The 25411-nt window shown below is 42.2% G+C and carries 17 protein-coding genes; 2 read left to right on the top strand and 15 right to left on the bottom strand.

The features are described from left to right. The first annotated feature begins 141 nt into the window (after positions 1 to 141). Positions 142 to 924 (top strand): HipA family kinase, encoded by a 783-nt coding sequence (locus K6V21_RS08310; protein WP_224322017.1) that lies wholly within the window; start codon positions 142 to 144, stop codon positions 922 to 924. Beyond that, positions 902 to 1285 carry a DUF3037 domain-containing protein gene (locus K6V21_RS08305; RefSeq protein WP_217713512.1) on the top strand — a complete coding sequence of 128 codons (384 nt, stop codon included), beginning with the start codon at positions 902 to 904 and terminating at the stop codon, positions 1283 to 1285. The genes K6V21_RS08310 and K6V21_RS08305 overlap by 23 nt, the downstream gene beginning before the upstream one ends. Here K6V21_RS08305 and K6V21_RS08300 read toward each other — a convergent pair. The 15 genes from K6V21_RS08300 to K6V21_RS08230 all read right to left on the bottom strand — a co-directional run bounded on the left by K6V21_RS08300 (position 1280) and on the right by K6V21_RS08230 (position 25401). After that, complete coding sequence (locus K6V21_RS08300) at positions 1280 to 3721, bottom strand: helicase-related protein (RefSeq protein WP_224321491.1); 2442 nt, start codon at positions 3719 to 3721, stop codon at positions 1280 to 1282. The two genes, K6V21_RS08305 and K6V21_RS08300, sit on opposite strands and share 6 nt — an antisense overlap. 117 nt (positions 3722 to 3838) lie before the next feature. Further along, complete coding sequence (locus tag K6V21_RS08295) at positions 3839 to 4060, bottom strand: DUF2795 domain-containing protein (RefSeq protein ID WP_007212024.1); 222 nt, start codon at positions 4058 to 4060, stop codon at positions 3839 to 3841. 72 nt (positions 4061 to 4132) lie between these two features. Beyond that, positions 4133 to 4687: a cob(I)yrinic acid a,c-diamide adenosyltransferase gene (locus K6V21_RS08290; protein WP_217713510.1), complete on the bottom strand. Its 555-nt coding sequence runs from the start codon at positions 4685 to 4687 to the stop codon at positions 4133 to 4135. Positions 4688 to 4727: 40 nt separating this feature from the next. Continuing rightward, on the bottom strand, positions 4728 to 5360 hold the full coding sequence (locus K6V21_RS08285) for a hypothetical protein (RefSeq protein WP_224321490.1): 633 nt from the start codon (positions 5358 to 5360) through the stop codon (positions 4728 to 4730). A 14-nt stretch (positions 5361 to 5374) separates the two neighbouring features. Continuing rightward, the gene (gene bas-suc / locus K6V21_RS08280) at positions 5375 to 6904 is read right to left on the bottom strand and encodes a 3-succinylated cholic acid synthase (protein ID WP_224321489.1); all 1530 of its coding nucleotides are present in this window, start codon (positions 6902 to 6904) and stop codon (positions 5375 to 5377) included. Positions 6905 to 7080: 176 nt separating this feature from the next. Continuing rightward, positions 7081 to 9558 carry a glycosyl hydrolase family 95 catalytic domain-containing protein gene (locus K6V21_RS08275; protein WP_224321488.1) on the bottom strand — a complete coding sequence of 826 codons (2478 nt, stop codon included), beginning with the start codon at positions 9556 to 9558 and terminating at the stop codon, positions 7081 to 7083. Positions 9559 to 9696: 138 nt separating this feature from the next. After that, positions 9697 to 10176, bottom strand: coding sequence for a DNA-binding protein (locus tag K6V21_RS08270; RefSeq protein ID WP_224321487.1), 480 nt, complete (start codon positions 10174 to 10176; stop codon positions 9697 to 9699). Between the two features lie 851 nt (positions 10177 to 11027). Further along, positions 11028 to 13673 carry a glycoside hydrolase family 2 protein gene (locus K6V21_RS08265; protein ID WP_224322016.1) on the bottom strand — a complete coding sequence of 882 codons (2646 nt, stop codon included), beginning with the start codon at positions 13671 to 13673 and terminating at the stop codon, positions 11028 to 11030. A 52-nt stretch (positions 13674 to 13725) separates the two neighbouring features. Continuing rightward, the gene (locus tag K6V21_RS08260) at positions 13726 to 16194 is read right to left on the bottom strand and encodes a hypothetical protein (RefSeq protein WP_224321486.1); all 2469 of its coding nucleotides are present in this window, start codon (positions 16192 to 16194) and stop codon (positions 13726 to 13728) included. Positions 16195 to 16207: 13 nt separating this feature from the next. Further along, positions 16208 to 16750 (bottom strand): RNA polymerase sigma-70 factor, encoded by a 543-nt coding sequence (locus tag K6V21_RS08255; protein ID WP_224321485.1) that lies wholly within the window; start codon positions 16748 to 16750, stop codon positions 16208 to 16210. 144 nt (positions 16751 to 16894) lie between these two features. After that, a complete protein-coding gene (locus tag K6V21_RS08250) occupies positions 16895 to 19222 on the bottom strand; it encodes a GH92 family glycosyl hydrolase (RefSeq protein ID WP_224321484.1) in 2328 nt (775 codons plus the stop codon). 147 nt (positions 19223 to 19369) lie between these two features. Then, positions 19370 to 20518 (bottom strand): glycoside hydrolase family 130 protein, encoded by a 1149-nt coding sequence (locus tag K6V21_RS08245; protein WP_224321483.1) that lies wholly within the window; start codon positions 20516 to 20518, stop codon positions 19370 to 19372. Between the two features lie 44 nt (positions 20519 to 20562). Next, positions 20563 to 22713 carry a GH92 family glycosyl hydrolase gene (locus K6V21_RS08240; RefSeq protein ID WP_224321482.1) on the bottom strand — a complete coding sequence of 717 codons (2151 nt, stop codon included), beginning with the start codon at positions 22711 to 22713 and terminating at the stop codon, positions 20563 to 20565. A 5-nt stretch (positions 22714 to 22718) separates the two neighbouring features. Next, on the bottom strand, positions 22719 to 23483 hold the full coding sequence (locus K6V21_RS08235) for a DUF3823 domain-containing protein (protein ID WP_224321481.1): 765 nt from the start codon (positions 23481 to 23483) through the stop codon (positions 22719 to 22721). 19 nt (positions 23484 to 23502) lie between these two features. After that, positions 23503 to 25401, bottom strand: a complete 1899-nt coding sequence (locus K6V21_RS08230; RefSeq protein WP_224321480.1) for a RagB/SusD family nutrient uptake outer membrane protein — start codon at positions 25399 to 25401, stop codon at positions 23503 to 23505. Between the last annotated feature and the right edge of the window lie 10 nt (positions 25402 to 25411).

The following is a 25411-nucleotide window of genomic DNA, read 5'->3' as shown; positions in this document are numbered from 1 at the left end:
TCTTTAAAGAAGATAAGCTGCATCCCAGCATAACTTTTTCATGCAAGCATGAAAGTTATGCATTCGATTTGCATTATCTTTGCAACTGCTGTTCCTCGAAAAAGCGGACAGCATAACCATTTTTCAGAAAGGACCACCATGATAGAGTTGCGAACAGTCAACCTTACCCGTTATATTACCCCTTTGCGTGAAGGCGGCTCATTGCCTGCGCTGGCAGAAGCTGACGACGAATTCAAGTACGTCGTGAAGTTTCGTGGTGCCGGTCACGGTACAAAGGCACTGATTTCCGAGTTGATTGGGGGAGAAGTTGCACGTGTGCTAGGATTCAGAGTGCCGGAACTGGTATTCCTGAACCTTGACGAAGCTTTCGGTCGTACCGAAGGAGATGAAGAAATACAGGATCTGTTGCAAGGCAGCCGTGGTCTGAACCTCGGACTGCATTTCTTGTCGGGAGCCCTGACCTTCGACCCCGTGGCAACCAAAGTAGATCCCGATCTGGCTTCCCGCATTGTCTGGCTGGATGCCTACCTCACGAATATAGACCGCACTTTCCGCAACACCAATATGCTGATGTGGCACAAGGAACTCTGGCTGATAGACCAGGGCGCTTCGCTCTACTTCCACCACTCATGGGAGAACTGGGAGAAGCATGCGGTAAGCCCTTTCGCCTATATCAAGAATCATGTATTGCTGCCCGAAGCGTCCCGGCTCGAAGAAGCCGATGCCGCCCTGCGCATCCTGCTGACTGAGGAAAAGATACAGGAAATCGTCTCACTCATTCCCGACGATTGGTTGCACTGGAACGATACCCATGAGACACCCGAAGAGATCAGAGACATCTACCTCCGCTTTCTGACCGAAAGACGAACCCATTCCGAAATATTTGTAAAAGAAGCGCAGAATGCAAGGAAAGCACTTATATGAATACGCAGTTATCCGCCTCGTTCCCAAAGTAGAACGTGAAGAATTCTTCAATGTAGGCGTAATCCTTTTCTCGAAAAAGGCGAACTTCATCAAATCCGTTTGCCAGGTGAACGAGGAAAAGTTGAAGCTATATGTGTCCGAAGTAGACCGGGAACTGGTATTTGCACACTTGGATGTGTTTAATAAAATATGTTCAGGCGCCAAAGACGGCGGTCCCATTGCCCAACTCGATGTTCCGGAACGTTTCCGGTGGCTGACTGCCGTGCGGAGTTCCTGTATCCAAACGTCCCGCCCACATGCCGGTTTCTCCGACGATCTGGACAGGACGTTAGAAAGATTATTCAAAGAATTGGTTTTATGATGGAGTAGCGTATTTCACTTTCAACTCCTCTACTCCCATTCCGGTGAAATAATCTTCAATAAAATTCCAGCGTTTCGTATCATCCATGCCATCCGTTCCGAAGAAGAAGGAGAACAGCTCTATTTGTTCCTGAAATATCTTCTCATTATTCTCAAGAATCAGGTTACGGTATTCATCAGAAGACGCAATCTGCTCCAACGTTTCGGGCTCATCAAAAGTAACCAATACACAAGGCGTACCTCCACCTTCTACACTGAACGAAAGACAATCGAGCATAGAAAGTAAGTTGAGCAGCATATTCAGGTCGGAGAACGGCGTTGTGTAGAATAGTAAGCGTGCACCCTTCCTCCCCACAATGCGCTGACTGAACAGCTTCTGATAACGGGACAACAATAAATCAAATCCTTTCGTCACCGTGAAAGAGAGTTCGTTAGAATCTTTCTTCTTCACACTGCTGATATAACTCACGCTGCGTCCCTCTTCCGTGCGCGACTCCAACAATGAGCCTATGAAGCGTTTTGCCGATGGCACATCCATGCCATGTTCAGCAAATACCGCCCGTAACTCTTCTTCGTCAAAGCGGCCTTTCGTTTTCCGCAGTTTATCAACCAGCAGCGTCTTCAAGCTATTGAACAACGCATCCATCCGCTGGCGAATCGTCTCCGCATTTTCTTTCAACAACACTTCATGCTTGCCTACAGACACCGCACGTGAACCTTCCCACAACGTACCACCATTCAGCTTCTGTTTAAATTCTCTATACCCTAACTCAGCGAAGCGCTCTTCCCAGAGTTTTTCCAGACGTGCCGTGTACACATCTTCCGTGCCGGGCACTTTCGTAAGATAAGCCGCAAATTCACGAATAAAAGCATCGCCCGTCTTATCCTGTATATATCCTTCCGTCAACAAGTTTTGCGGACTAACTTCCAACAGTTTCTTGCCGTAGCGATGACTTAAATCATCCTCCAGCCACAACAAAGCCGTCTTAATCAATTGTCCCAGTTCCGCCTCATACTCCAGTTTATTCTTCATTCGCGGCAGTTTCACCACGAATTCGAAGTCAGACAAAGACACCAGCATTTCCTGCTTTCCGCCTTTCATCCGGTACACTTCCATCAGTTTCTTCAATATCAACGACAACTGTTCCTGTGCGATATTGCCTGCCATGTGGAGGCGTTTCATATAATAAAAATCCCGTTCATGATAGTCCGTTGCCGAAACACCATGAATATCCATATCTCGGGCTGCACGTCCGATCTCCTGTATATAATCGACAAACGTACTGGATGGTGCCACATGATATACCCGGTCGATGTCACTGATATCCACACCCATACCGAAGGCTTTTGTAGCTACAATCATCCGCTTTTCGCCTTCTTTAAATTCCTGTACAATCGCCGCCTTCTGTTCCTTGTCCTTTTTGCCGTAGTAGGAAGCCACCAAATGCCAGTCTGACGATTTCACCCACGTCTTCAGGCGCATGTCGATGCCGCCTGCAAAGGGGTAATAAAGAATGGTTTTGTGTCCGTCGAGGAAATCCTCCACCCGTTCAGCCACTACACGCTGCTTGGCTTTATCATACGTCTCACCTTCCTCTATTTCCATCTGGCGAATATCGAAACCGATATTCCTGCGCTTCACCGTACCTGCATAGAGCACACAGGGTTCCATTTGCAGCGAACGAATGGTTTCGAACACCATGTCATTGTCCCCTTTCGGATTCCAGACCGCCGTAGCCGTCAGTGCAAAGAGCGGAAACGCATAGCCAAGGTTTTTCTTCAAACCCTGCAGATAACGACCGAGGAACCAGTAATCCACGCGGAACTCCTTACCCCAGGTAGTCACCGTATGAGCCTCATCCACTACAATCAGCCCGATGCGACGTTCGCCTGCAAAGTGCTTGATGTCATACGAGAGCAACAACTCCGGCGAAAGATAGAATAAATCCACCTCACCTTCGCGTACTTGCCGGTACACTTCATTCTTCTGTTCAGGCGATAAGTCGGAAGAAGCATACGCCACGCGCATGTATCCCAGTTCCTGCAAACCCTCCACCTGGTCTACAATCAGTGCTTTCAAGGGAGATACGACAATGGTAAGCAGCCCATATTCATTGCCCAGATAGATAGCAGGCAACTGGAACAACAGGGATTTTCCCGCTCCGGTGGGTGCCGTCAGCAAAATGTTGTCAACCTCTTCTTCTCCATTGCGCGCCCTCTCCGCTTCGGCAATGACACTTTCTATCAATTGCCCCTGCGAGATATGGAGCGTGTTCTTCCCCTTGAACAAATCATCGTACACCTCCAGGTCACGAAACTGTTCGTACCCGTAAGTCTCTTTCAAAAGTGTGTGTACCGCTTCCCGGCAATTTCCGGGCAAATGCCGTTCTTTCAATTCCGGCAACCGGCATGCCGCTTCTTTTCGTGTTTCAGTCATAATGGAACAAATATAAAAAAAAGAGGCAGTCCTTTAACCCGTTGCAAACAGGTCTACGGACTACCTCTTTCTATGTGTTTACTACCCCGCAACAAGTGCAGAGTCTAAAAATCGTATCTAATACTCCTCTTCGTTAAAGAAGAAATCCTCTTTACTTGGATAATCAGGCCAAATATCTTCGATGCTCTCATAAATATCGCCTTCATCTTCCATTTCCTGCAAATTTTCAATAACTTCAAGCGGAGCGCCTGAACGAATGGCATAATCAATCAATTCGTCCTTGGTTGCCGGCCAGGGAGCATCTTCCAGTTTAGATGCTAATTCCAATGTCCAATACATAAGTCCTAAGTATTAAAATTGTGAATATTAAGTCCTACTTTCTATTTTTCGGCAAAAGTATAATAAAATCTCTCACTTACAACTATTATCCCAAAATATTTCATCTTTTTTCTCATCCTGGTTGATTTTCCGTGACAAGACAAACAAATAATCGGACAAACGGTTCACGTAGGCGAGTAATTCAGGAGCAACCTCACATTGTTCCGCCAAAGCCAGGATGCGACGTTCAGCCCTGCGGCAAACCGTACGGCAAACGTGACAAACAGAGGCACCGCGACTGCCACCGGGCAATATAAAAGCATGCAACGGGGGAAGCAGATTATCCAAACGGTCTATTTCCTTCTCAATGCGTTCTATCTCTTCGGGATGAATAACACTGGCACACTTCAGATCCGTCTTTTCAAGATCAGTAGCCAGATTGGAACCGACTGCAAAGAGGCGGTCCTGAATATGACGGACAAGTATTTTGTCTTCTTCATCGGGCAGATAGGTAATGAGCAAACCCAAATTGGAATTCAATTCATCTACCGTACCATACGCCTCTAGGCGGACATGGGTTTTCGGTACACGGGTGCCACCTACCAACGAGGTAGTACCTTTATCACCGGTTTTTGTATATATTTTCATAACGATTAGTATTTATCACTATTGAAACGCCTAAAGATAATCAAAAGTTGACAATATAATCCTGTTTTATCTTAGTTTTATCAAAGAAGAGGATGCCGATATCATAAAGATCGAACGTTATGCCCACTTTCTCATCCTGCATCATGCACTTCCAAAGCTTTTTCATTTGTGGAGTATATCTTATTCCTTCCACTACAAAAATAGATTTCTTTGCAGTGCGTGCGGCGCAAATACGAAACACTTCCTCTACAAATTCAGGATGGCGGTAATCATGCAGATAAAGGAAATCTACGGGCACTCCGACTTCCAAAAACAGTTCGGAAAGCTCGGATGCGGAAGTATAGTCCGCCCCTTCCTTTCCCGCTTTCAGATAAAGAGAAGAAGCAGCCAGTCTGCCTGCATCCACAATGGTATCAGGCTGGGTATAGTTGACCAACCGGAACAAAAGACGTTTCACTTTTTTCGATTCGTACTTCCAGTTCTTATCTTTCTGCGAAGCCAACTTCTTTTGTTCCACAGCCAGATCCTTGTATTTATAATAAGGAGTACTCTCATAAATCACCTGCGTAATCAGACTGAAAGCAAAAGGTGAATGTACCCCATAACCGCAACGGTGACGAAAGCGGCTCAACCAGATGAAAGGGCGTTTCAAGGTTAGTGTGATACGGTTCATAATCGATAAACTCTTTAATTGGGTGCAAAGATAAATAAAACCTTTCCTTTAACCACCTTCGCCTCGGAAGAATAGTTTTCTTTTACCGTCAGCTGCACATTCTCCCCGTCAAAACGGAGAGTAAGATTGAGAGCTGTAATCCAGTTGACGTAATGAGCTTTCAGCTCCAATGTGGAAGAAGACGGCCAAGCATAACTTCCCGCCACATAAAAGAGACCTTCTATTCCGTTAAAACGTCCCTTGGCTTCAATAGAATAAGGTGGATAACCTTCTATAGAAGCCTTTTTCCATTGTTTATAGCCGAACAGGAGGTCATACTTTGTTCCGTTAGTTTCCGTCACTGTCATTATCACTTCTTTCTGCTTAAAATGAAGTTCCAGAGACTGCCAGCCGAACTTATTAGGTTCAAGCATTATACTTTTATCCGCATATTCCGCGACAAGGGATGAACTTGCTTTTCCCTGTACTAACGGCAATTGGTAAGAAGATTGTTTTTTCTGCAAGCGCTTATAATCTTTCCCTGCTATCAGTGGCTGGTCACCTGTCACAGCAGGTAACAGGCGGTTCCATACCAGACGACGTTGTGTGGCTCCGTCTATCAGGGTACATTCGGTGATGACCACTACCATATCCTTATCAGGTATGATAAGCACATATTGCCCCAAAGCTCCGTCCATACGGATGGCACCCGGATATTCGCAAAGCCACATCTGATAGCCATAACCATAGCCAAAACTACCCGTATCCGATTGTTTCGCCATCATTTGGTCTACCCACCAGGCAGGAAGCAGTTGTTTACCTTTCCATACACCGCGATTCAGCAACAACTGACCAAATTTCGCCAGTGACTCGCTCTGTATATATACGCCCCATCCCCCGGTATTGATACCCTCAGGGCTGACCTCCCAGGATATATCAGTGATGTGCATCGGCTCAAAAAGTTTCATTCGGAGATAATCCAACACCTTCATTCCGGTTACTTTCTGCACAATGGCGGAAAGGATGTAGGAACTCATAGAGTCATAATCGAAATGTTCGCCGGGAACTTTTACCTGTTTTCCCAAATAACCTTTTATCCAGTCGGTACGGACATTACGCATATTCCAGTCCGGAGTAACGCCGGAAGTCATGTTCAGTAAGTTACGGACGGTCATATCGGCAAGGTTTGCTGAAATGCTATCCGGAAGTTGGTTAGGGAAAAAAGAAGCAACACGGTCTGTCAGCCGCAGGCGGTTCTCGGAGATGGCAAGACCGACAGCAGCACCGACAAAGGTTTTAGAACAGGAAAATACGGTATGGCGATATTCCGGTGCGAAAGGTGCGGGATAGGCTTCGGCAATGACTTTACCATGACGTAGCACCATTACACTGTGTATATCAGTTTTAGGCAGTTCCATTAGGGAGTCCATCAAAGCAATGACCGCTCCGGAAGGTACCCCTTCGGCTTCGGGCGTGGAGCGTTCCAACTCACGGATTTGTGCACTGGCTGTTGCGGATGCCAACAGGAAAAGCGCAAGAAAAAATAAAGTAAGCTTGTTCTTCATAACTATGTTGCATTAGGCACTTATACATTAACAACGTGCAAATGTAAAAGATTCAAATGCACCGGACAAATCCTCTGAAGATTTTTTATGCAGAGGTGAGGAATCTGTTACGAGCTACAAGCTACAAGTAGCTGCGCTGTATTCCGAAAGGCACTTGTAGCTCGTAGCTTGTAACTTTATTCAAACAGCAATGCACAAGAGTCCCCCGCAGCCAGCTTCAAAGAAATCGTCTTACCTGTATAAGTATTCCCCTGCCCGTTCAGTGTCGTTTTGGCCTGTTTGACGCCTTCCGGCATCTTTATGTGAAAATTTCCCGATACAGTTGCCGTAAGTATAGCTTTCACCGCTTTTCCGTCTTTCCACTCCAAATCTACCGAAAGGCCGCCACGGGCTTTCATCCCACGGAAGTTACCGGCATGCCAACTCTTCGGCAAAGCAGGTAACAGATGAATAAACCCTTCATGGCTCTGCATCAGCATTTCACCAATACCCGCTGCACCACCATAATTACCATCAATCTGGAAAGGAGGATGCGAACAGAACAAGTTAGGGAACGTACCACTACCATGATGTTTAGTCTCCGGATCGACAGCCGGTTGAAGAAGACTCTTGAAAAGAGCCCAGGCACGGTCACCATCACCCAGGCGAGCCCAGAAGTTTATCTTCCAGGCACGGCTCCAACCTGTGCCACCATCCCCACGACGGTTCAGCGTAGCACGGCAAGCATTGGCAAGTTCGGGCGTAGCGTCAGGAGAAATCAGATTACCCGGGTGCAAACCATAAAGATGGGAAACATGACGATGATGTACATCCTGTTCCTTATAATCTTCCAGCCACTCTTGCAGATAGCCTCCCTTACTGATCTGCATAGGCGGAAACTTCCCCAGAGCCTCCCGCAATTTCGCAGCATAATCATCGTCACACTCCAATATAGAGGCAGCTTCAATCACATTCGTATAGAGTTCTGTCAACAATTGAACATCCATCGTCGGGCCCATACAAACACTGACGGGTGTCGGATCGTCTCCTACAAAGAAAGCGTTCTCAGGAGAAGACGTAGGAGCCGTCACCAGCCAACCATGCTTAGGTTCGCGCACCATCGTAGAATAGAAAAACTCAGAAGCACCTTTCAGTATGGGATATATCTTTTTCAGATATTCTATATCCTGGGTATATTGATAATGTTCCCAAAGATGCGCACACAACCAGGCGCCACCGGTATTAGTCGCGCCCCAAGAAGGGTGTTCGCCCGGAGCCGTATAGTTCCAGAGATTCGTCATCATGTGGAGCACCCAGCCTTGGGCATGATTGCCATAAAAGGTGCGGGCAGTCTCCTTTCCTGAAGGAACAAGACGTTCAACAAGACCCGTCAAAGGCTGATAAAGTTCCGAAAGGCCGGCCTGCTCAAGAGGCCAGTGGTTCATCTGGATATTGATATTGGTGTGATAGTCACCATTCCAGGGAGTTTGCACTCCATTCGCCCACAATCCCTGCAAATTCGGTGGCAGGCTGCCGGGACGGGTACTGCTGATAAGTAAATAACGGCCATAGTTATAATACAGTGCAGCCAAGGCAGGAGATTCCCGTTCTGCAAAACGGACGATACGCTCATTGGTCGGTAACGCATCATCTTCCGTAGCAGGAAGAGTTAAAGAAACGCGGTCGTAAAGTTCGCGATGGGAAGCGTTGGTAAGTGGAGAGTTGAGAATGGAGAGTTGAGAGCCGGGGGGCGTGGCGGCATTCAGCAGGCTGTCACAAACTTCTTTATAGCGACTTCCGGGGAAGTCTGTACCGGCAGCGGCATAGGAAGTAGTAGCGGAAATTATCAGCCAGGCTTCCGTCCCCTGCGTCAACATTATGCCGTCTTCGGCAGAAATAAACTGCTTCCCTCCTTTGGAAACCACTCTCATGGCAACACGATATTTCATTCCGTCCTGACCGGGTTTACCACTATCTAAAGCACCTTCCAGCAAAAGTGTACCCGCTTCTTTCCCGCTACCGGGAACCAAAGACACCGTCCCTTGCTGCGGACGGGAAAGAGAAGCTGTGAAAAAGAGAGAATGGCGGCGACTGGCCGTCAGGTGTATAATCATGACATCCTTATCACGGGAAGTGTAATATTCACGCTGATAATCAATGCCCCCTTTCGTAAAAGTAGTATAAGCCACAGCATCACGCAAATCGAGCCAACGGCGATAATTGGTAACCGGAACCACCTCATCGGAAGCAAATTTCTTTTTGACAGGAATACTGAAATTCAAGGTAAGGTCGGCCAACATCTGATAATTGCCATAAGTACCACCCGATTCGGGTTTCTTAGGAACAAAACTGTTGTACATCAACTCTTGTGCCTCTTTATTCTTACCTTCAAACAAAAGTTGTTGAATGGCAGGCAAACTACGGGATGCATCGGGATTACCGTAATCGGCCTCCATACCGCTCCAAAGTGAAATTTCATTCAGTACAATATGTTCCTTATCAATACCTCCGTCGGGCATCATGCCCAAACGACCGTTACCCAAAGGCAGGGTTTCTTCCCAAATGGTAGCCGGAGCGGTGTAATAAAGCTGATGGTTGTAGTTATCCGCCAACGTATCAGCCACTGCGATTAATGAAGAAGCAGAAACTAGAAAAAACAAAATTAGTGCTTTCATACGTAAAATATAAATATGCCTCGCCTTATCAGAGAAGCGTTATTAAAAACATTCTCATCAATGTCACGGACAAAGATACAATAAAATAGGACAGGAAGAAACTTTTTCCATTCTCTTCCTGTCCAAGCTTATTTAATGTTATCCCAAAGGATTCTCGTCCAAGCCTCCTTGACCGGAACCACTGCCGTCCGGTTTCGGATTAACGACTGCGTCTTTGAGCACAGTACCCTTACCCAGCGTCAATCTTTCCACCGTGGCATCACTCAGCATCTCCTTAAAATAGCTTCCGGGAGTGAAGATGATTTTACGACGATACACCGTATTGGCATCTACAGCTTCCGAGCCCGCCTGACTTTTCGCATTTAATCCGGGACGGAAACACCCGAAGTCTCCCAACTGCACGGAATATCCTTTATCCAAATCCATATTCAGGGTATCAATCAACCCGTCAATCACCATCTTCACCACGCCACGTGGTGCCATACTCACCTTCTGCACTTCTTCGCAAAGTTTCTTGAATCCTACCAAACCCAACACTTTTGTCTGTGCCACGAATTTCTCAGTTTTAGATTCATCGAAACCAAATACTACCTTCTTTACTTCATACTTAATAGCCATAATCTTTTCTGTTTTAAATGATTTAATAATAATATGTATAATACATCTCTTTCATCTCATCCGGAAGCAAGAAACATTTCACCGTGAGGCCTCAACAGTCAAGCGTTCTGTTTTCTCAGATTCGATGTTGCAAAGTTAGGGTGAGATGCATCGGAAAGCAAGAAAATGGTATCTACCACACAAAATCATAAACTACTAATAAACAAGGTATTACAATATCCCCATCTCTACAACGAATGAAATGAAGAAAATATGGCAAAGATAGAAAAGAAGAAAAATCAGCAATGATCTCTACAAAAGAAAGGTCTAAGCAACTGATAATGAAGGAAACTTTTTCCAACAACTCTACAATCCACAGATGTTAACTTTAGCTTCTTATAAAAGTGAAGTGTCCTCTTTATTAAAAAGCCAGTCTGTCTCATAAGCTCTTTTTCTTGCTTATGGATGAGCGTGGTAAAAAGGTGGGCTTCATCCGTTGTAGCCATAAAATCAGCGATTCTTCTTTCTCTACAACCTTTTGCCTGCTTATGCCAACCCAACCTTAAGCCTCCAACACAGGACAATGAATATACTTGTGAAGCCTGCATTTATATCAGCCAATAAGGTCTTCACAAACGTTTCAGAAAGAAGTTCTCCCTCTTTTGTCCATATCATCCTTGAACAAATCATTACACAACAGCACAAAAGAAAAACAGCCGGAGTGAATTAATAAATTCCTTCTCCAGCCATTGATTTTTTATTTCTCCATATAGGCAGAATAGCAAAAGAGCCTCATATAAAAGTTTTTTTATTGCTAGTAAGTATCGTCTTATTTACAATGAAATAAAACAAACTTTTTCTATATCAAGCCTTTAAAAACTTAATACACATTTTTCTGTTTTACCATATTGTTTTTGCAATATATCTACCCCACCTTTCAATAAATCGGGCGATGCTTCTATTCGAATTTCTTTCTTCTCACCCGGTATGAGCGTAACATAATTATCAGACATTATGATAGGAAGTACACGTTGCCCATTTGCCCTATTCACCAAACGTAAACGGTTGGCAAAAGACACACTTTGCGAACGGTTTTCCAAAACAAGAGTCATAATCCCTTTGGACTTCGACAGATTACGCAATGTACAAACCAAATTCGTTTCTGGCATTGTATTGAATCCCCTATAATCCAAATCATCTATTCCATTTCTCCAGTAAAAATTCTCAGACAACAAATGTCCTTTATCATCTAACAATTGCAAACGAATGAAATGAAGCGAAGTTAATTTGTGAGAAGCTGCAAAATCCAAAACAAAAGCTTCTGCTATATTGCCAGCAGATACATCCAGCCATTGCATCTGGCTGCAATCGGTAACTTCCTTTCCATTCAAATTATATACAACTGCTTTGGCGCAAACACGCCTCAAATCTTTAGCTGTCGTATTAATGACTTTAATACTATTATTGGAAGCATTCCACTGTATATGCAAATGTTCACAAGCCTTTTTTGCTCCCCAATACGCACCAGTAGGATCATAATAGTAATCATATGTTTGCCATACAAAAGATGGATAGGCGGGATGACTCATCCAAAGTAACAAACCAGAAGCATCATTCCACATTTTATCATTCCATGCTTCATACATACCCTTTACCACTTCTATATTCAGCAACTGAGCCTTTTCACAAAATTCTTCCAAACTACCGGATTCTCCAAATTGTTCGTTCACCGCTTTCTTGTAATCTATAGGCTTTGCATTCCAGGCTTCTTTACCGAAAAAATGCTTATTCCATACTGTATTGGGATCATTTTTTAACTGCTCATCTGTTGGTAACGGCCACCAGTCTTCTTTGGGAATAAACTCACGTATACTCTCAAAAGTAGGAAAGGTAGCTGTTCCTATTTCTGAGCGCAACCCATATCCATGATCTGTTCCATACGGATAAGCTGGCTTACTGAATGCCAAATTACTGGCAGAAGTTTCAAAATGATGTTTCGGAGGAAAATTCGCCCACCAACCACTACCGGACAAACCGTCTTTATTAGAACAAGATTTATACAAACGATCATTATTATCCTCTCGTGCAATCATTTCACGCAAATAGTCATCTAAATCCGGACTAGGGTATGTTTCATTGGCTCCACACCACAAGGCAATAGAAGCATGGTTACGCAAGCGCCTCACCTTATCAAGAGCATTTAATTTAAATGCTTCGGGTTGTACCACATTATTATAAGCTACATATAACCAAAAATCATCCCATACCATAATACCATATTGATCGCAATAATCATAAAACTCATCATCCGTCACACAACCTGTCCACAGACGAATCATATTATAATTCAAATCTTTGTGCAATCTTATAACCGTTTCATACTCCTCACCATGACGACGAAGCAAGTATTCGCTCATACCCCAATTGCCTCCTTTCAGAAAAATCCGTCGTCCATTGATATAAAAATGCATAACAGGATAACCCACAGAGTTATCTACCATCTCATAATCATATTTACGAATACCAAAAGTTATGTTCTGTTTATCAGAAATATTTCCATTTATTCTACAAATCAGTTCACAATCATAAAGATTAGGTTCTCCATAACCATTAGGCCACCACAACTTAGGAGCATCTACAATCAATTGTTTAAATTCATTTGTAGAGAAACAGACATGCTCTATTGTATCAGCAGCCAATTGAATCGTTTTTGAAAAACGTATATTACCAGGTCTAATTATTCCAGATAAGATAACTTCTTTTGGAAAAGAGGATGTATTTTCTAATTTTGTTGTAATCGATAATTCCGCTTTTTGCAAGGATGGTAAATCAGAACGTACCCAGGGATCCATCATCACTACATCGCCTGTAATGGCCAAATAAACATTCCCCGTTATGCCAGCTAAACGTCCAGGTACGTACGGCATCCAGTCCCACCCCGCACCTGCCAAATAGCTAGGACTACAAGCTATTCCATAAGGGTCTTTAGCTGTACGTGTTTTCTTTTGGTCAGCATCAGCTATTAAAACAGCCACTACATTTTCACCATTCACATTTAACAAATCCGTCACATCAAATTTAGAACGCAGCATATGCCCACTCACATCTTTGGTGGATGTTGAGTTTCCAGAAATTTTAGCTCCATTAAAATAAAAAGTAGCAAAACGATTTGTATTATCAAAACATAACCAAACCCTTTGCCCTTTGGAATAACTTTCAGGAAGTTCAAATTCTGTCCGATACCAAAAAGGACGATTATAAAATGTTTCATCCACCTTATAAATATTATCCGCATAATTAGGATCCTGTTCCTTACCAGCCTCAACATATGCAGTAAATACTACACCAGGTACAACACCTTGTACGCAATCTCCTATTTCAAACCCTGATGTAGAGACCTGTTCTCCCCTTACACCTTGTAAATCATCCTGAGGTTTTACTTGCCAAGCTATCCCATCAGAACTATTAAGTGACATTTTTATTACTTGAGTAAATGCAGTTTGAACAAATAAAAACATGCAACTCAAGATTAAAAAGATTTCTTTTCTATTCATATCTACATTTAAAATATTACTTAACACATAAATTTCGTATATACAATGTTTTAAAACCAAATGGTGGAATAGATAGCTGAATCTTATCATCCACTTTGACAACCTCAGTAGTGTGTCCATCCAGCTCCACCCACTGTAAGCATTCATAGTCGCCTCTTATCTGCAATTCTGCAGTTTCATTCCCAACTCCCGTATTAGCAACACGAAGATAAGTATCATTTCTATCCATATAGCAAGCCATGATTTCATACCCTCGTTGGCTAAATTCAAACAAAGAAGCTGAAGCTTTTTGAATATTAGAAACATTCAACACACATAAAGGCTCATTCCAGCAAATGCTATATTGAGGAACATCAGCAGCCCGCCAATCTCCAGCATGAGGAAGTATGGCATAATGAATCACTGTGGGTTCCATTATTTTATAATCACGCCCCCACAAACCTAACCCCGAATACTGTACAGTCAGTCCTAAAGGATAATCTTTGCCATGTAAATAGCTCGTCGTATGATCGGAAAAAAGAGAAATGCCATTTTGTACTTCTTCATCAGTGTTATCCACCCAGTTCAAAATAATATTATGCTTTATTTTATCCCATGAATTAAAAAACGTATGTTCTTCCCGACTTCTACATACATCTAATGGAGCATTTTTATCAATAATCCCTCCATTAACTATAGAAGGAAAAAGTAAATGAAGTTTGTATTTATCATTATAAAATGCTTTTACAGGATTTTCAGCTTTAAAATCCCCTACAGTCTCCTTTCCAATCCGCATGTTGTTGCTCCAATCGATACGCAACTCACAGTCTATCAGATTACCATCTTTAGTAAAAGAGAGAATTTGCGAATAAGGCTGTTCTGCAATTTTACCGTCAAGTTGCACACGTACCTTTAAAGGAGTATTAAGCAAAATAGTTACTTTAGCTATTGTAGAAGAAGAATTTACAAACTCTTTTTGTTCCGCAAAATATCCACGCAAAGTGTTAAAAGCGTAAGGTGATGTTTTATCAATAAACTCCTTATTTCCCAATTCCTTAACTTTCAAGCTTTCAATTGCACCACCACATTCAGGATTAATAACAACATTATATTTCTCTGTGTCTATCACATATTTTCCTTCTCTTTTAGTAACCATACCACCTTGAGTATTTTGAGATTGCTGCATAATCTCTTCCCATAAATAAGAAGTATAACCCATTGCCGGAATCTCAGCATAAAAAGCATACTCTTTATGAGTTTTCGGATGGCTGACAGTTATGACTTCCTTTCTTGGATAGCCAAGTGTATTAAACACCAAAACTCCATCAGGAGCAATTACATTATCGCCAAACGAGCGTGCAGAACAGTTTATAATTTCATTTCCATAGTGTTTTGACACAGATGTCCAGTCACAAACTTTATCAGCCCAACTTTCTCCCTTTTGACCATTGTAAGGTACTATCCAACAGTCATGATGCTGTGAAAGCAACAAGCCCCTCCAAGCTTCCTTAAATTTCCAACTTTCCCAGTTCAAACCTTTCCACAAATGTGCCATTGTGGCTATTTTTTCGACCTGAGGCAATAAATTCTCAACACAACGTACACGTTGAGCTATCTTTTGTAATACTTGCGCCCCCCAAACCAAACTCACCCGAATATCCTCTTGTGACATTCTCCACTCTTGAGGCTGAACGGTAAATTCATATTTCCTGAAATAATCACTCCACAAGGTAAACTCTACTGGCATATAATGCCCAGACATCTTCAACCAAGGACCACCACGCCATCCAGCGTCTTGTAAACACATTCCAATAGGGTAATTCACTCCCGATTTAAAAGCATCTTCAACATATTCCTTAGAATGCCTCCAAGCATTGGTTTGCCAAGTAGAATTCTTTTCCAACTTTTCTGATGCATAACGAGGTACACATAACACACTACTCCCATCTGCCGCTTTCCAAACCACAAAATTCTGATTACCAAAAGCTGTTGTATATCCCCCCCAACAAGTATTGGGATTCTTTGAAGATGCGTATTTTACACCAAATGAAGACAAAATAGCCGGCAGAGCAGCTGTAAAGCAAGGTTCTTCGCTAGAATATGAACGAAAAGATATATTAGGAAAATGTTCCCTCAACTTTTCCAATCCCATCGAAAACTGACGAATCGTACTTTCAGCAGAACAATTGAACAAATAACTTTGAGCATAACTTGGATTGACATATTCAATGCGCGAGACCGAATCCTGTATCATTTCAGCAAAAGCATTGTAATGTAACGGGTCCTCTATCCGTTCCCTATCCCATGTTTCCGGTTCTATTTCCAAATTAATCTTCCAATCTGAATGTCTTTGCAGCTGCTCTACCATAAAACGGGTATATCCTTTCGGATAGTGCCCATAAACTCCCCCATGATACCCATCTATGAAGTAACTTTGCTGTGCATTCAAAGTCATAGGCACCAAAAAGAGTCCCCCAAACAGCAATAGTTTCCATCTATTCCTCATACATTTTTCTAATTTACAATAAGAACATTAACAGTGGTAAAAAATCTTTTAATTGTACGCGTAGTTTTTTTAATGCAATACCAATCTGGTTATCCACAGTACTGATAGACAAATGAAGTTTCTCCGCTATTTCAGAATATTTCAATCCTTCCACCCGACTTAGTATAAAAATCTCCCGGCATTTTTCTGGAAGTGATTGAATAGCCTCATGTATTCTCTGTTCCAGATCAGTGTCTAACACTAAATTTTCATCCACTGCTTCCAAAGCTTCCAGATTCAATTCATACTCCATTGTTTCCAACAAATAATAAGAAGTTCGTCCTTTACGCAGTTGCTGCCTCAAGAAATCAATCGAACGATTCTTAATCAAGACAAATAGAAAAGCTTTGAGATTAACTACAGTATCAAGAGAAGTAGAGTTGTTCCACAAATACACAAATGTATCTTGTACCAGATTCTCAGCATCTTCCACATTGCCTACATATTCTGTGGCAAAACGGCATAATCTCGGATAATAAGAACTATATATTTCCGAAAACTTTTTTTCTACTTCCATTTACTTCCATTATTACTTTACAACCAACACTCTATCATCCATAATAAAAAGACATAATAACAAAGCCCATTGATACATCATAAAGCAAAACCAGTTAATAAAACCAAATGTGCAAATTAAAAGTCAGAACCAAGAAATAGGATTTTACGGATCCAGTCCCCATTTTTCATTTGGCTTATCACCCATAAAAAGCTCCAAAGTCGAGCCATTCAATATATCTCCATGTGTCAGATAGCATTTATTATAATTCACACCGTTCAGCTTGGCAGATTGTATATATACGTTCTCTACAGAATTGTTATGAGCCTTTATGGTAAAAATCTTATTGGTGGCAGGAACTTCAAAAGATATTTCAGAAAATACCGGAGAAGCTATTTCATAACGGTTGTCGCCAGGACATATCGGATATAATCCGGAAGAAGCCAATACATACCAAGCCGACATTTGCCCGGCATCCTCATTACCTACCAAACCCTCTACGGAATTGAAATAAGCATTATTACAAATAAAACGGACCCAATACTGCGTCAACCAAGGTTTACCCAAACGATTAAACAAGAATGGCACATGATGCACCGGTTCATTAGCATGATTGTAATAAGCATTCCATAACATATCTTTAGGAGTTTTGGAGAAGAAATCCTCCAGTTTTTTCAGAATACTTTCTTTACCTCCAAGCAATTCTGTTAAACCTCGTAGGTCGTGTGGTACAAACCATCCTTGTTGCAATGGATTGCACTCCATGCAACCGTAGAACTCACGTAATATACCATCTTCCGGCCACTTCACCCAATCTCCATTTGCCTTGCGAGGACGAAACCATTTTTTCGAAGGATCAAAAACATTACGATACATCTGTGAACGAGTCAACAAGGTATCAGCTTCAATGTCATATCCCAAATCTTTGGCATACTGCGCCGCACACCAATCAGCATAGGCATACTCCAACGTATTGGATATGCACAGAGCAGTCGTATCATAACCAATCTTCCACGAAGTGAATTTGTTTGATGAATTTATGGCATAACGCATCGCTTTGTCAGTATCATAATTCCTGATTCCCTTTCTATAAGCATCAGCTAAAACCGACAAAGCCGGATTACCCAACATACATCCGCTATAAGCGTTCAACAATTCCCAACGCTCAAAATACTCACGCCCACTTTCTGCCGCCAAGGTTATCAAAGAGTTCAATTCATCATTTACCAAGTCCGGATTAATTATAGTTTGCAATGGCATTTGAGAACGGAATACGTCCCAACCGCTAAATACCGTACGTTTAGTAAACCCATCAGCCCGATATATCTCACCATCGCCTCCTACATAGCGTCCATCTATATCAGTAAATATACGAGGATCTATCATGGTATGGTACAACGAGGTATAAAAAACAATCTTCTCATTTTCCGAGGCTCCCTTCACTTTGATTTTAGCCAATGCTTTATCCCATGAATCTACAGCACGTTTACGTACTGTCTGGAAGTCCATACCTTCAATTTCTTTCTCGAAATTCTTCCGAGCCCCTTCGACATCTACAAAAGATATTCCGACTTTAAGTGTCACCTCTTCATTTTCATAAGTTTCAAAATCTGAAAAGAAACCAATATGCTTGCCCGAGAACTGTTTCTTACCTTTAATAATTTCGGCTTGTGCCACTCGTTGCAAATATTTCCAACTTTGTACCTCATCACGTTTACGCACCCATCCATTAGGTATATCAGCACTCCAAAAGCCATATTTTTCCAATGGTTTACTAAATTCCCCATAAAAATATAACATGTAAGAAACATTTCCCTCACCATTCCCCCATCCCCCTTCTTCGGGGGTACATTGGATATAACCGGATATATGATACTTATCCAATACTTCGAGATGCTGAAAGCGGGAAGTTCCTCCCACACGACGGGCAAGATCTATTTGGATACGTGACAACTTGTTCTGCGGATAAGTAAATTTCATGATACCACAATGGGGAGTGGCCGATGTCTCGACTTTAATCCCATAATCTGTGAGTTCAGTATAATAGTATCCGGCTTCAGCTTTTTCAAACTTTTTAGAATAAGCTGAACGAAACCCTTTAATCGAACCATCCTCTTTTCCTGCTACTGTCTGCAAAGTTCCAGTAGTAGGCATTACCAAAAAATTACCCAACTCGCCATACCATCCTACACCACTCATCTGTGTCAAGGCGAAACCTTCAATGGTATTATGCTCATAGCTGTAACCGGAACTATTGTCTCCACCCGAAATCGTATTCGGGCTTACTTGCACCATACCGAAAGGGGTTGTGGCACCCGGAAAAGTCTTTCCTAATCCATGATAAGCACCAGCGGCACTAATACTAGTACTTGCTCCAATAAAGGGATTCACATAAGTAGATAACCCATCCTTTTCATCCACATGATTATCACAGCCATTCAACATCAGAGCCACTACTAAGAGTATAATACTCAAATTCTTCCAATCAAACATAATATTACTAAAGAAACCGTTCATTTATTCTGTTTTGTACTCATATTTGAGATTTTCAACTTCATCCCTTTTGCAATTCCTATTATATTTCAAAAAATGCTCGGAATCTTCCAAACTTCAAGGAACCCTTAAAAATATGATACTTGTTTATTCAGAATTATTATTCCAAGGATCATATATTGCAACCGCTACACGAGAATCTGCACATCCATAATACAGAAACCATTTATCTTGATGGTAAACTAATCCTTCTATAAATACAGTTCCAGCAGGATATTGACCACTTTTCTCAAAAGAATCACTGGGAACAAGAAAAGGCTTATCCAGTATCTGTAAAATCTTCATTGGTTCTTTCAAATCAAATAAAATCTGTCCAGCACAATAAGCATTGGCCGCGTAATTAGAATCACCTTCTACACCAGCCTTATTCTTCCCATTATACAACAAAATGATTCCATCTTTTCCTATCACCGCAGGAGGACCACATTCGGTCAGACCGCTATCAAAATAACCTTTTCGAGGAGCATGAAGTTTTAACAATTCGCCCTTTTCATCCAATACCGGAGTCCAATCCACTAAATTTTCAGATGTAGCGGCACAAATAGCCTTTTCTCCCCAATACATCAGATATTTACCATTTACCTTGGTAATTACCATTTTACCGTCTTTTAAAGAGGTAACGATTGAAGCCGACTTGGAAAATATGTTGAAAAAACGTCCATCATAGGCTTTTGCAAAGGCCGGACCATATTTCGTCCATGTACGCAAATCTTTGGAGGTAGCCACAGCCAAACGAGGTAACTTCTGATTCCATTGTGTATACAGCATCACGTATAGACCGTCCTCAGTAACTGCAATGCGGGGATCTTCGCAGCCACCTGGCCATTCCAAGTCTTTCTGACAGTCATCAGCCGGATAAAATACAGGGTATCGTTCTCTCTTAAAATGAATTCCATCTTCCGATTCAGCGTAGCCCAAACGGGAAGTACGTTGCCCGATTCCTTTGCCCAAACGATCTTCCGCACGATAGAAGACCACCACTTTATCACCATAGGTAGTAGCCGCCGGATTAAAAGTATCATTCGATTCCCATGCCACAGAGTCCTCTGTCAAAGGGCAATAAAAACAAGTGGCAGAATCGGGAGTTATAATAGGGTTTACATTGGCAGGCCGCACAAACTCCACAAGCGGAAAAGAAGGTACATAAACATCTGTTGTTTCTTTTTTACTGGTATTTTGGCAACCAACCAACAATAAAGTTACTAAAAGCTCTATCAGGTATAATTTGTTTCTCATAAAATATCACTATATACTAAATACTAAAACTCACTTAAATGTCTCTATTGAAAAGAAGGTGGAGCAATCTTTGTGCCCCAAACTTCATTAGGTCTACTTCCCAACTTAAACTTTAAGACCCCTCCTTTGGAAAAAGTATTCCAATCAATCCATGTACTATCATACTCTTTACCATTCCAGTGTAATGACTGTACGTACTCGTTCTTTTCAGAACCACCCTCTATTACCACATCCGCATTTTCAAGATGCAAGGTCACAGATTTAAAAATAGGACTATGGATGGAGAAACCTCCTACTGCCGGAATCTCAGGATAAATACCCAGACAAGCAAATACGTACCAAGCTCCCATAGACCCTAAATCATCATTTCCGGGTAAGCCATTGTCTGTAGAAAAATATTGCTCATTAAGTACACGGCGAATGATGCCTTGCGTTTTCCAAGGCTTACCAACCCAATTGTACACCCAAGGAATCCCAAAACTCGGTTCATTTCCGGCGGCATACCAAGGGTCATTATAGCTGGCATCCAAGCGCACAAACATTTCATCCAAGCGTTTTTCAGCCTCCTGCTTTCCTCCGATAATATCAATCAAACCCTTATAATTATAGGGAACCATCCAGAAATAATTTTTATATGTGGATTCACGAAAATCTTTGTTCAGAGGTTTCCATGAACCATCGGGATTCCGAGATTGCAACCAACCGGTTTCGGGATTATACAAATTTCTCCAGAAATCTGCCCGCTTCATATAATGCCAAGAAGTCGGTTCATTGTTACAGGCATGAAGAGCAAACTGGGCTATTGCAAAATCAGCGGATGTATACTCCAGATGAATGGACGCATCATAGTAGCCTTTTTCTAAATATTGTTTCAATCCTGGACGGGTATATTCATTCTGTGACCGGGTATCTGGTTTTTCAGCTCCACGTTTCATAACAGACAAAAGAGTACGGGGGTCATAATTTCTAGCACCAAAAGCATATGCATTTGCCACGACCAAAGTTGTAGGATCTCCCTGCATTACCCCCGTCTCAATATTCGCCATTACCCAACGAGGCCATCCTCCTCCACCCTGCATGGCAAAATCATAATGAGAAGCGACCACATCCGAACATACATCCGGAGCCAACATTGCTAACAGTTGGGTCTGCCCACGATATGTATCCCAATTACTGAATGATGTATATTGCTTGTTGCGGGTTCTATAAATCTTATTGTCGGCTCCCATATAATCACCATTCACATCACTACAAATATTAGGATGAATCAACGCATGATATAAATGGGTATAAAACTGCGTCAACCTGTCATCATTGTCGCTATCCGCTTCTATTTTTCCCAAATAAAAATTCCATTTGTCTATAGCTGCCATTTTAATTTTATCAAAATCCCATTCATTGTTTTCCGCTTTCAGGTTCTCCCTTGCGTTTGCCACCGATACGTAAGAAATGCCAATCTTATACAGCAAAAGAGAATCTGTTCCTGCAAACGTAAAAAAGACACCGGAATTTTTTCCTTCTGAAAAAGTTTGTCCCTTATAAATATCGTCTTCTTTCCAAATACCTGATTCTATGCATGGTTTGTTGAACTCTGCAACAAAATACACCTTGTAAGGAGTCGAAATTCCACAAAAACTACCCCCTTCGGCATAACCTTCACATGTATTCTTTCCAGTGATGACAACAGATGCCACTTCTATCGGAGTTCCAGCAACACCACCTGCTATTATAACCGTATTCTTATTTTCATTACCTGAAAAGACAAGACGTGCCATACCGGTACGCTCCGTCACGGACAGTTCCACCTGCGTACTCTTGTTAACACAAGCTTGATAATAACCGGCAATTCCCTTTTCTTGAGATACTTCCAGACGTAATCCTTTTAAATTACCGGGAGAAACCGTTAACTCTCCTGCCAGCGGAAGCATAGGAAAATTTCCCATGTGATCACAGCCTGCTCCACTCAACTGGTTAATGCCGAAACCCAAATGAGGACAAAAATAGGAACGAGTAAATTGCACCATTCCAAAAGGACAGGTAGCCCCAGGATATGTATATCCTGAGGCCCATCCTGCCCCTTTCGTACCTATCATTGTATTTACCAGCTCTGCATACGGTACTCTATTCCCGGCTTCCACCGGAAGTACATAAGATAAAAGCAAAGTTGATATTATTATACGAAAGATTTTATTCATCACAATTAAAGTTCAATGTCCAACTCCTGTATGTTACTATAATTATAATACTCCGTACCTGCACATTTGGTTACTACAGCTGCACGTACATAAATTTTATTGCCATTGGCCTTGATAAAATGGGCGTATTTATCAATGTCAGCACTGTTTATTTCCGTATTTATTTGCTGCGTACCGGACAATACGTCTGCATCACTTATTGCTGCACAATTCAAACTACCGGTTCCCAAATTATGTCCGGCTGCCTTGTCTATATGACTGGAAACATTCCAGTACAACTTGATGGCAGTTATCTTACAGTTTCTACTGTCTGCCTGCCAATCCCAAGTACGACCGATTATAGCATCGGCAGTAATCGTCAAGTTTTCGATAGAAAGGTTTCCTATCGACACATTTGCATAAGGAATCACCTCTACCCTTATATTCGTCTGCCCATTGATAGTGACGGTCTGTTTCTCTATAGGAAAAAAGTTTGTCTGCTCCAATGCCATCGTATACTCTCCGTCGAACAACTGACCGTTGATGAATTGTCCGTCTTCTTGTGCATAAAACAATTGGGATTCAGCTTCCACTTCCCAATCTTGTTGCGTCAAGCGAACGCGCATACCGGTCGTAGCATTTACTGGCTGTGGGACTAATTCTCCCGTGGCCGAATCTATCACCGAACCTTTAATGCCTCCATCAGGAGCACCATAATTATCTAAATCGCAGGCTACAAACGACAAAGTGCAGCATGCCAGTAATACCTGCATCGTATATTTCAATTTCATAATCAATATCATTTTTAATTTAGAAATGAGGATTTTGTACCAATTTAGGATTCGTTTTCAAATCCGCATCACTCAGCTTAATATAATAATGTCTTTCCAAAAATTGTTTGCCCGGACGGTTTACACGGTCATAACCGCTTTCTCTTGAAAATATATAAGACTTAGGCACAACCCGTCCATCAATCTCACTGATCTTTGTACCATCTTCATAAACAGCCCACGGAAATAGTGAAGTAATAGGACTATTATCCAATACTCCCTTACCTCCGTTATCAGCCCGCGGAGTGGCAGCAATTCTCCAACGTCGCAAATCCCAGTAACGATGACTTTCGTAAGCCAATTCTACACGGCGTTCGTTACGTATACGATCCAAAGTCACTTCCACAACATCCAGTTCTTTTATGCCTGCACGATGGCGAACCATGTTTACAGCTGCCTTTGCAGCAGCCAGATTGCCCAACTCCATTCTGGCTTCAGCCAAATTAAGATACATCTCAGCTAGACGGAATACCGGCCAAGGATTGGAACACATATTATAGTCAGCCACATCTTCATCTATAAACTTACGCGCATAGAAGCCGGTCTTTGTTGGATTTTTTGCCACTGTAGGACCATCTTTACCTAATACTGTAAGTTCCTGCCCATCCGCCAAAGCTTCAGTTTTCGATTGGTCATTTACCCAATTGCTCTTGTCCGGGATTTGCATGCCTTTAGCAATTCCACGTCGTACTTCAATAAAACTAGTCTGAAATTTATCACCGGGTAAACATACCGTGGCTGCCAAACGGGGATCTTTATTCTTAAACAAGTCAATCATATCGCCATACTTAATATAGCTGCCATCCTCATTCTGTACCCTTAACTCACCATCACTTCCGTCAATATACTCAAATGCTTCGACAAATTCCAATGTGGGAGTACCGGAACAACCATAACCATTACGAGTAAAGCTGAATGGAACAAAATAACGCGTATAATTATGCTTCACATCCGGTAAAGAATACCCTTTTGCCCAAATCATTTCTCTATTTGAAGCCGATTCATCGAAAAATATTTGATGGAAATTTTCCGTACGTTGCCCAGCGGCGACATTATATCCATACAGTTCATAGTGACCACTATTTATCACCTCTTCGGCTGCATCGGCAGCGGCTTCCCAGTACATGGCGGCTTTTGTGGAAGGCACTCCCACACAATGTTCATCATCCTGTTTTCCATATTTTGCAATGGAGGCAGCATATAGGCAAGCTCTGGATTTTAAAGCATAAGCCGCATAGCGGGTGATACGATATTTTTCACTTTCACTCCGAATTTCAGGCAGATCATCCACAATATCATCCATCTCGGTACGAATGAAATCCCAAACCTCATCTTCCTTGTTACGTGGTACTTGCAAAGCAGTCAGATCACCATCATATTCCTGCACTTCGGTAATCAGAGGTACCCCTCCCAGACGCTTTACCAAATTGAAATAATGAAAAGCACGAATAAAACGCGCCTCCGCCACTACCGAGTTTTTTTCGGACGGGTCAATTGCAGCAGTTTCTGACTGTCTGATGAACGTATTGCATTGGCGAATCCCTTTGTAAGTATCTCCATACATATAAAACCAGTCGTCACCATATACCACCACATTGGGAGTATTGGCAAAAACACCATTAGCCCAAGATACGGCAGCTTCATCCGAACAATACGACAAATCCGTATGTGAAAAATCGAAGAAACCATTGGCATAAAAGAATAATTCGAGTTGCATACTGGAATACATTTCCGCAATGACGGAATTAACAACGTCCGGATCATTCCACACATTTTCCGCCGGAATAAAAGTTGCAGGCTTAATGTCGAAAAAGTCATCGCAAGACACTAGGGACGAAGCCAACAAGAATGAAAATAAAGTATATTTAATTGATTTCATAAGTAACCAG

The sequence above is a fragment of the Bacteroides cellulosilyticus genome (genome assembly GCF_020091405.1).
In the GTDB taxonomy this organism is placed as follows: domain Bacteria; phylum Bacteroidota; class Bacteroidia; order Bacteroidales; family Bacteroidaceae; genus Bacteroides.
Note: the sequence above shows the minus strand (reverse complement) of the source record. Positions and strands in the feature narration are given on the sequence as shown.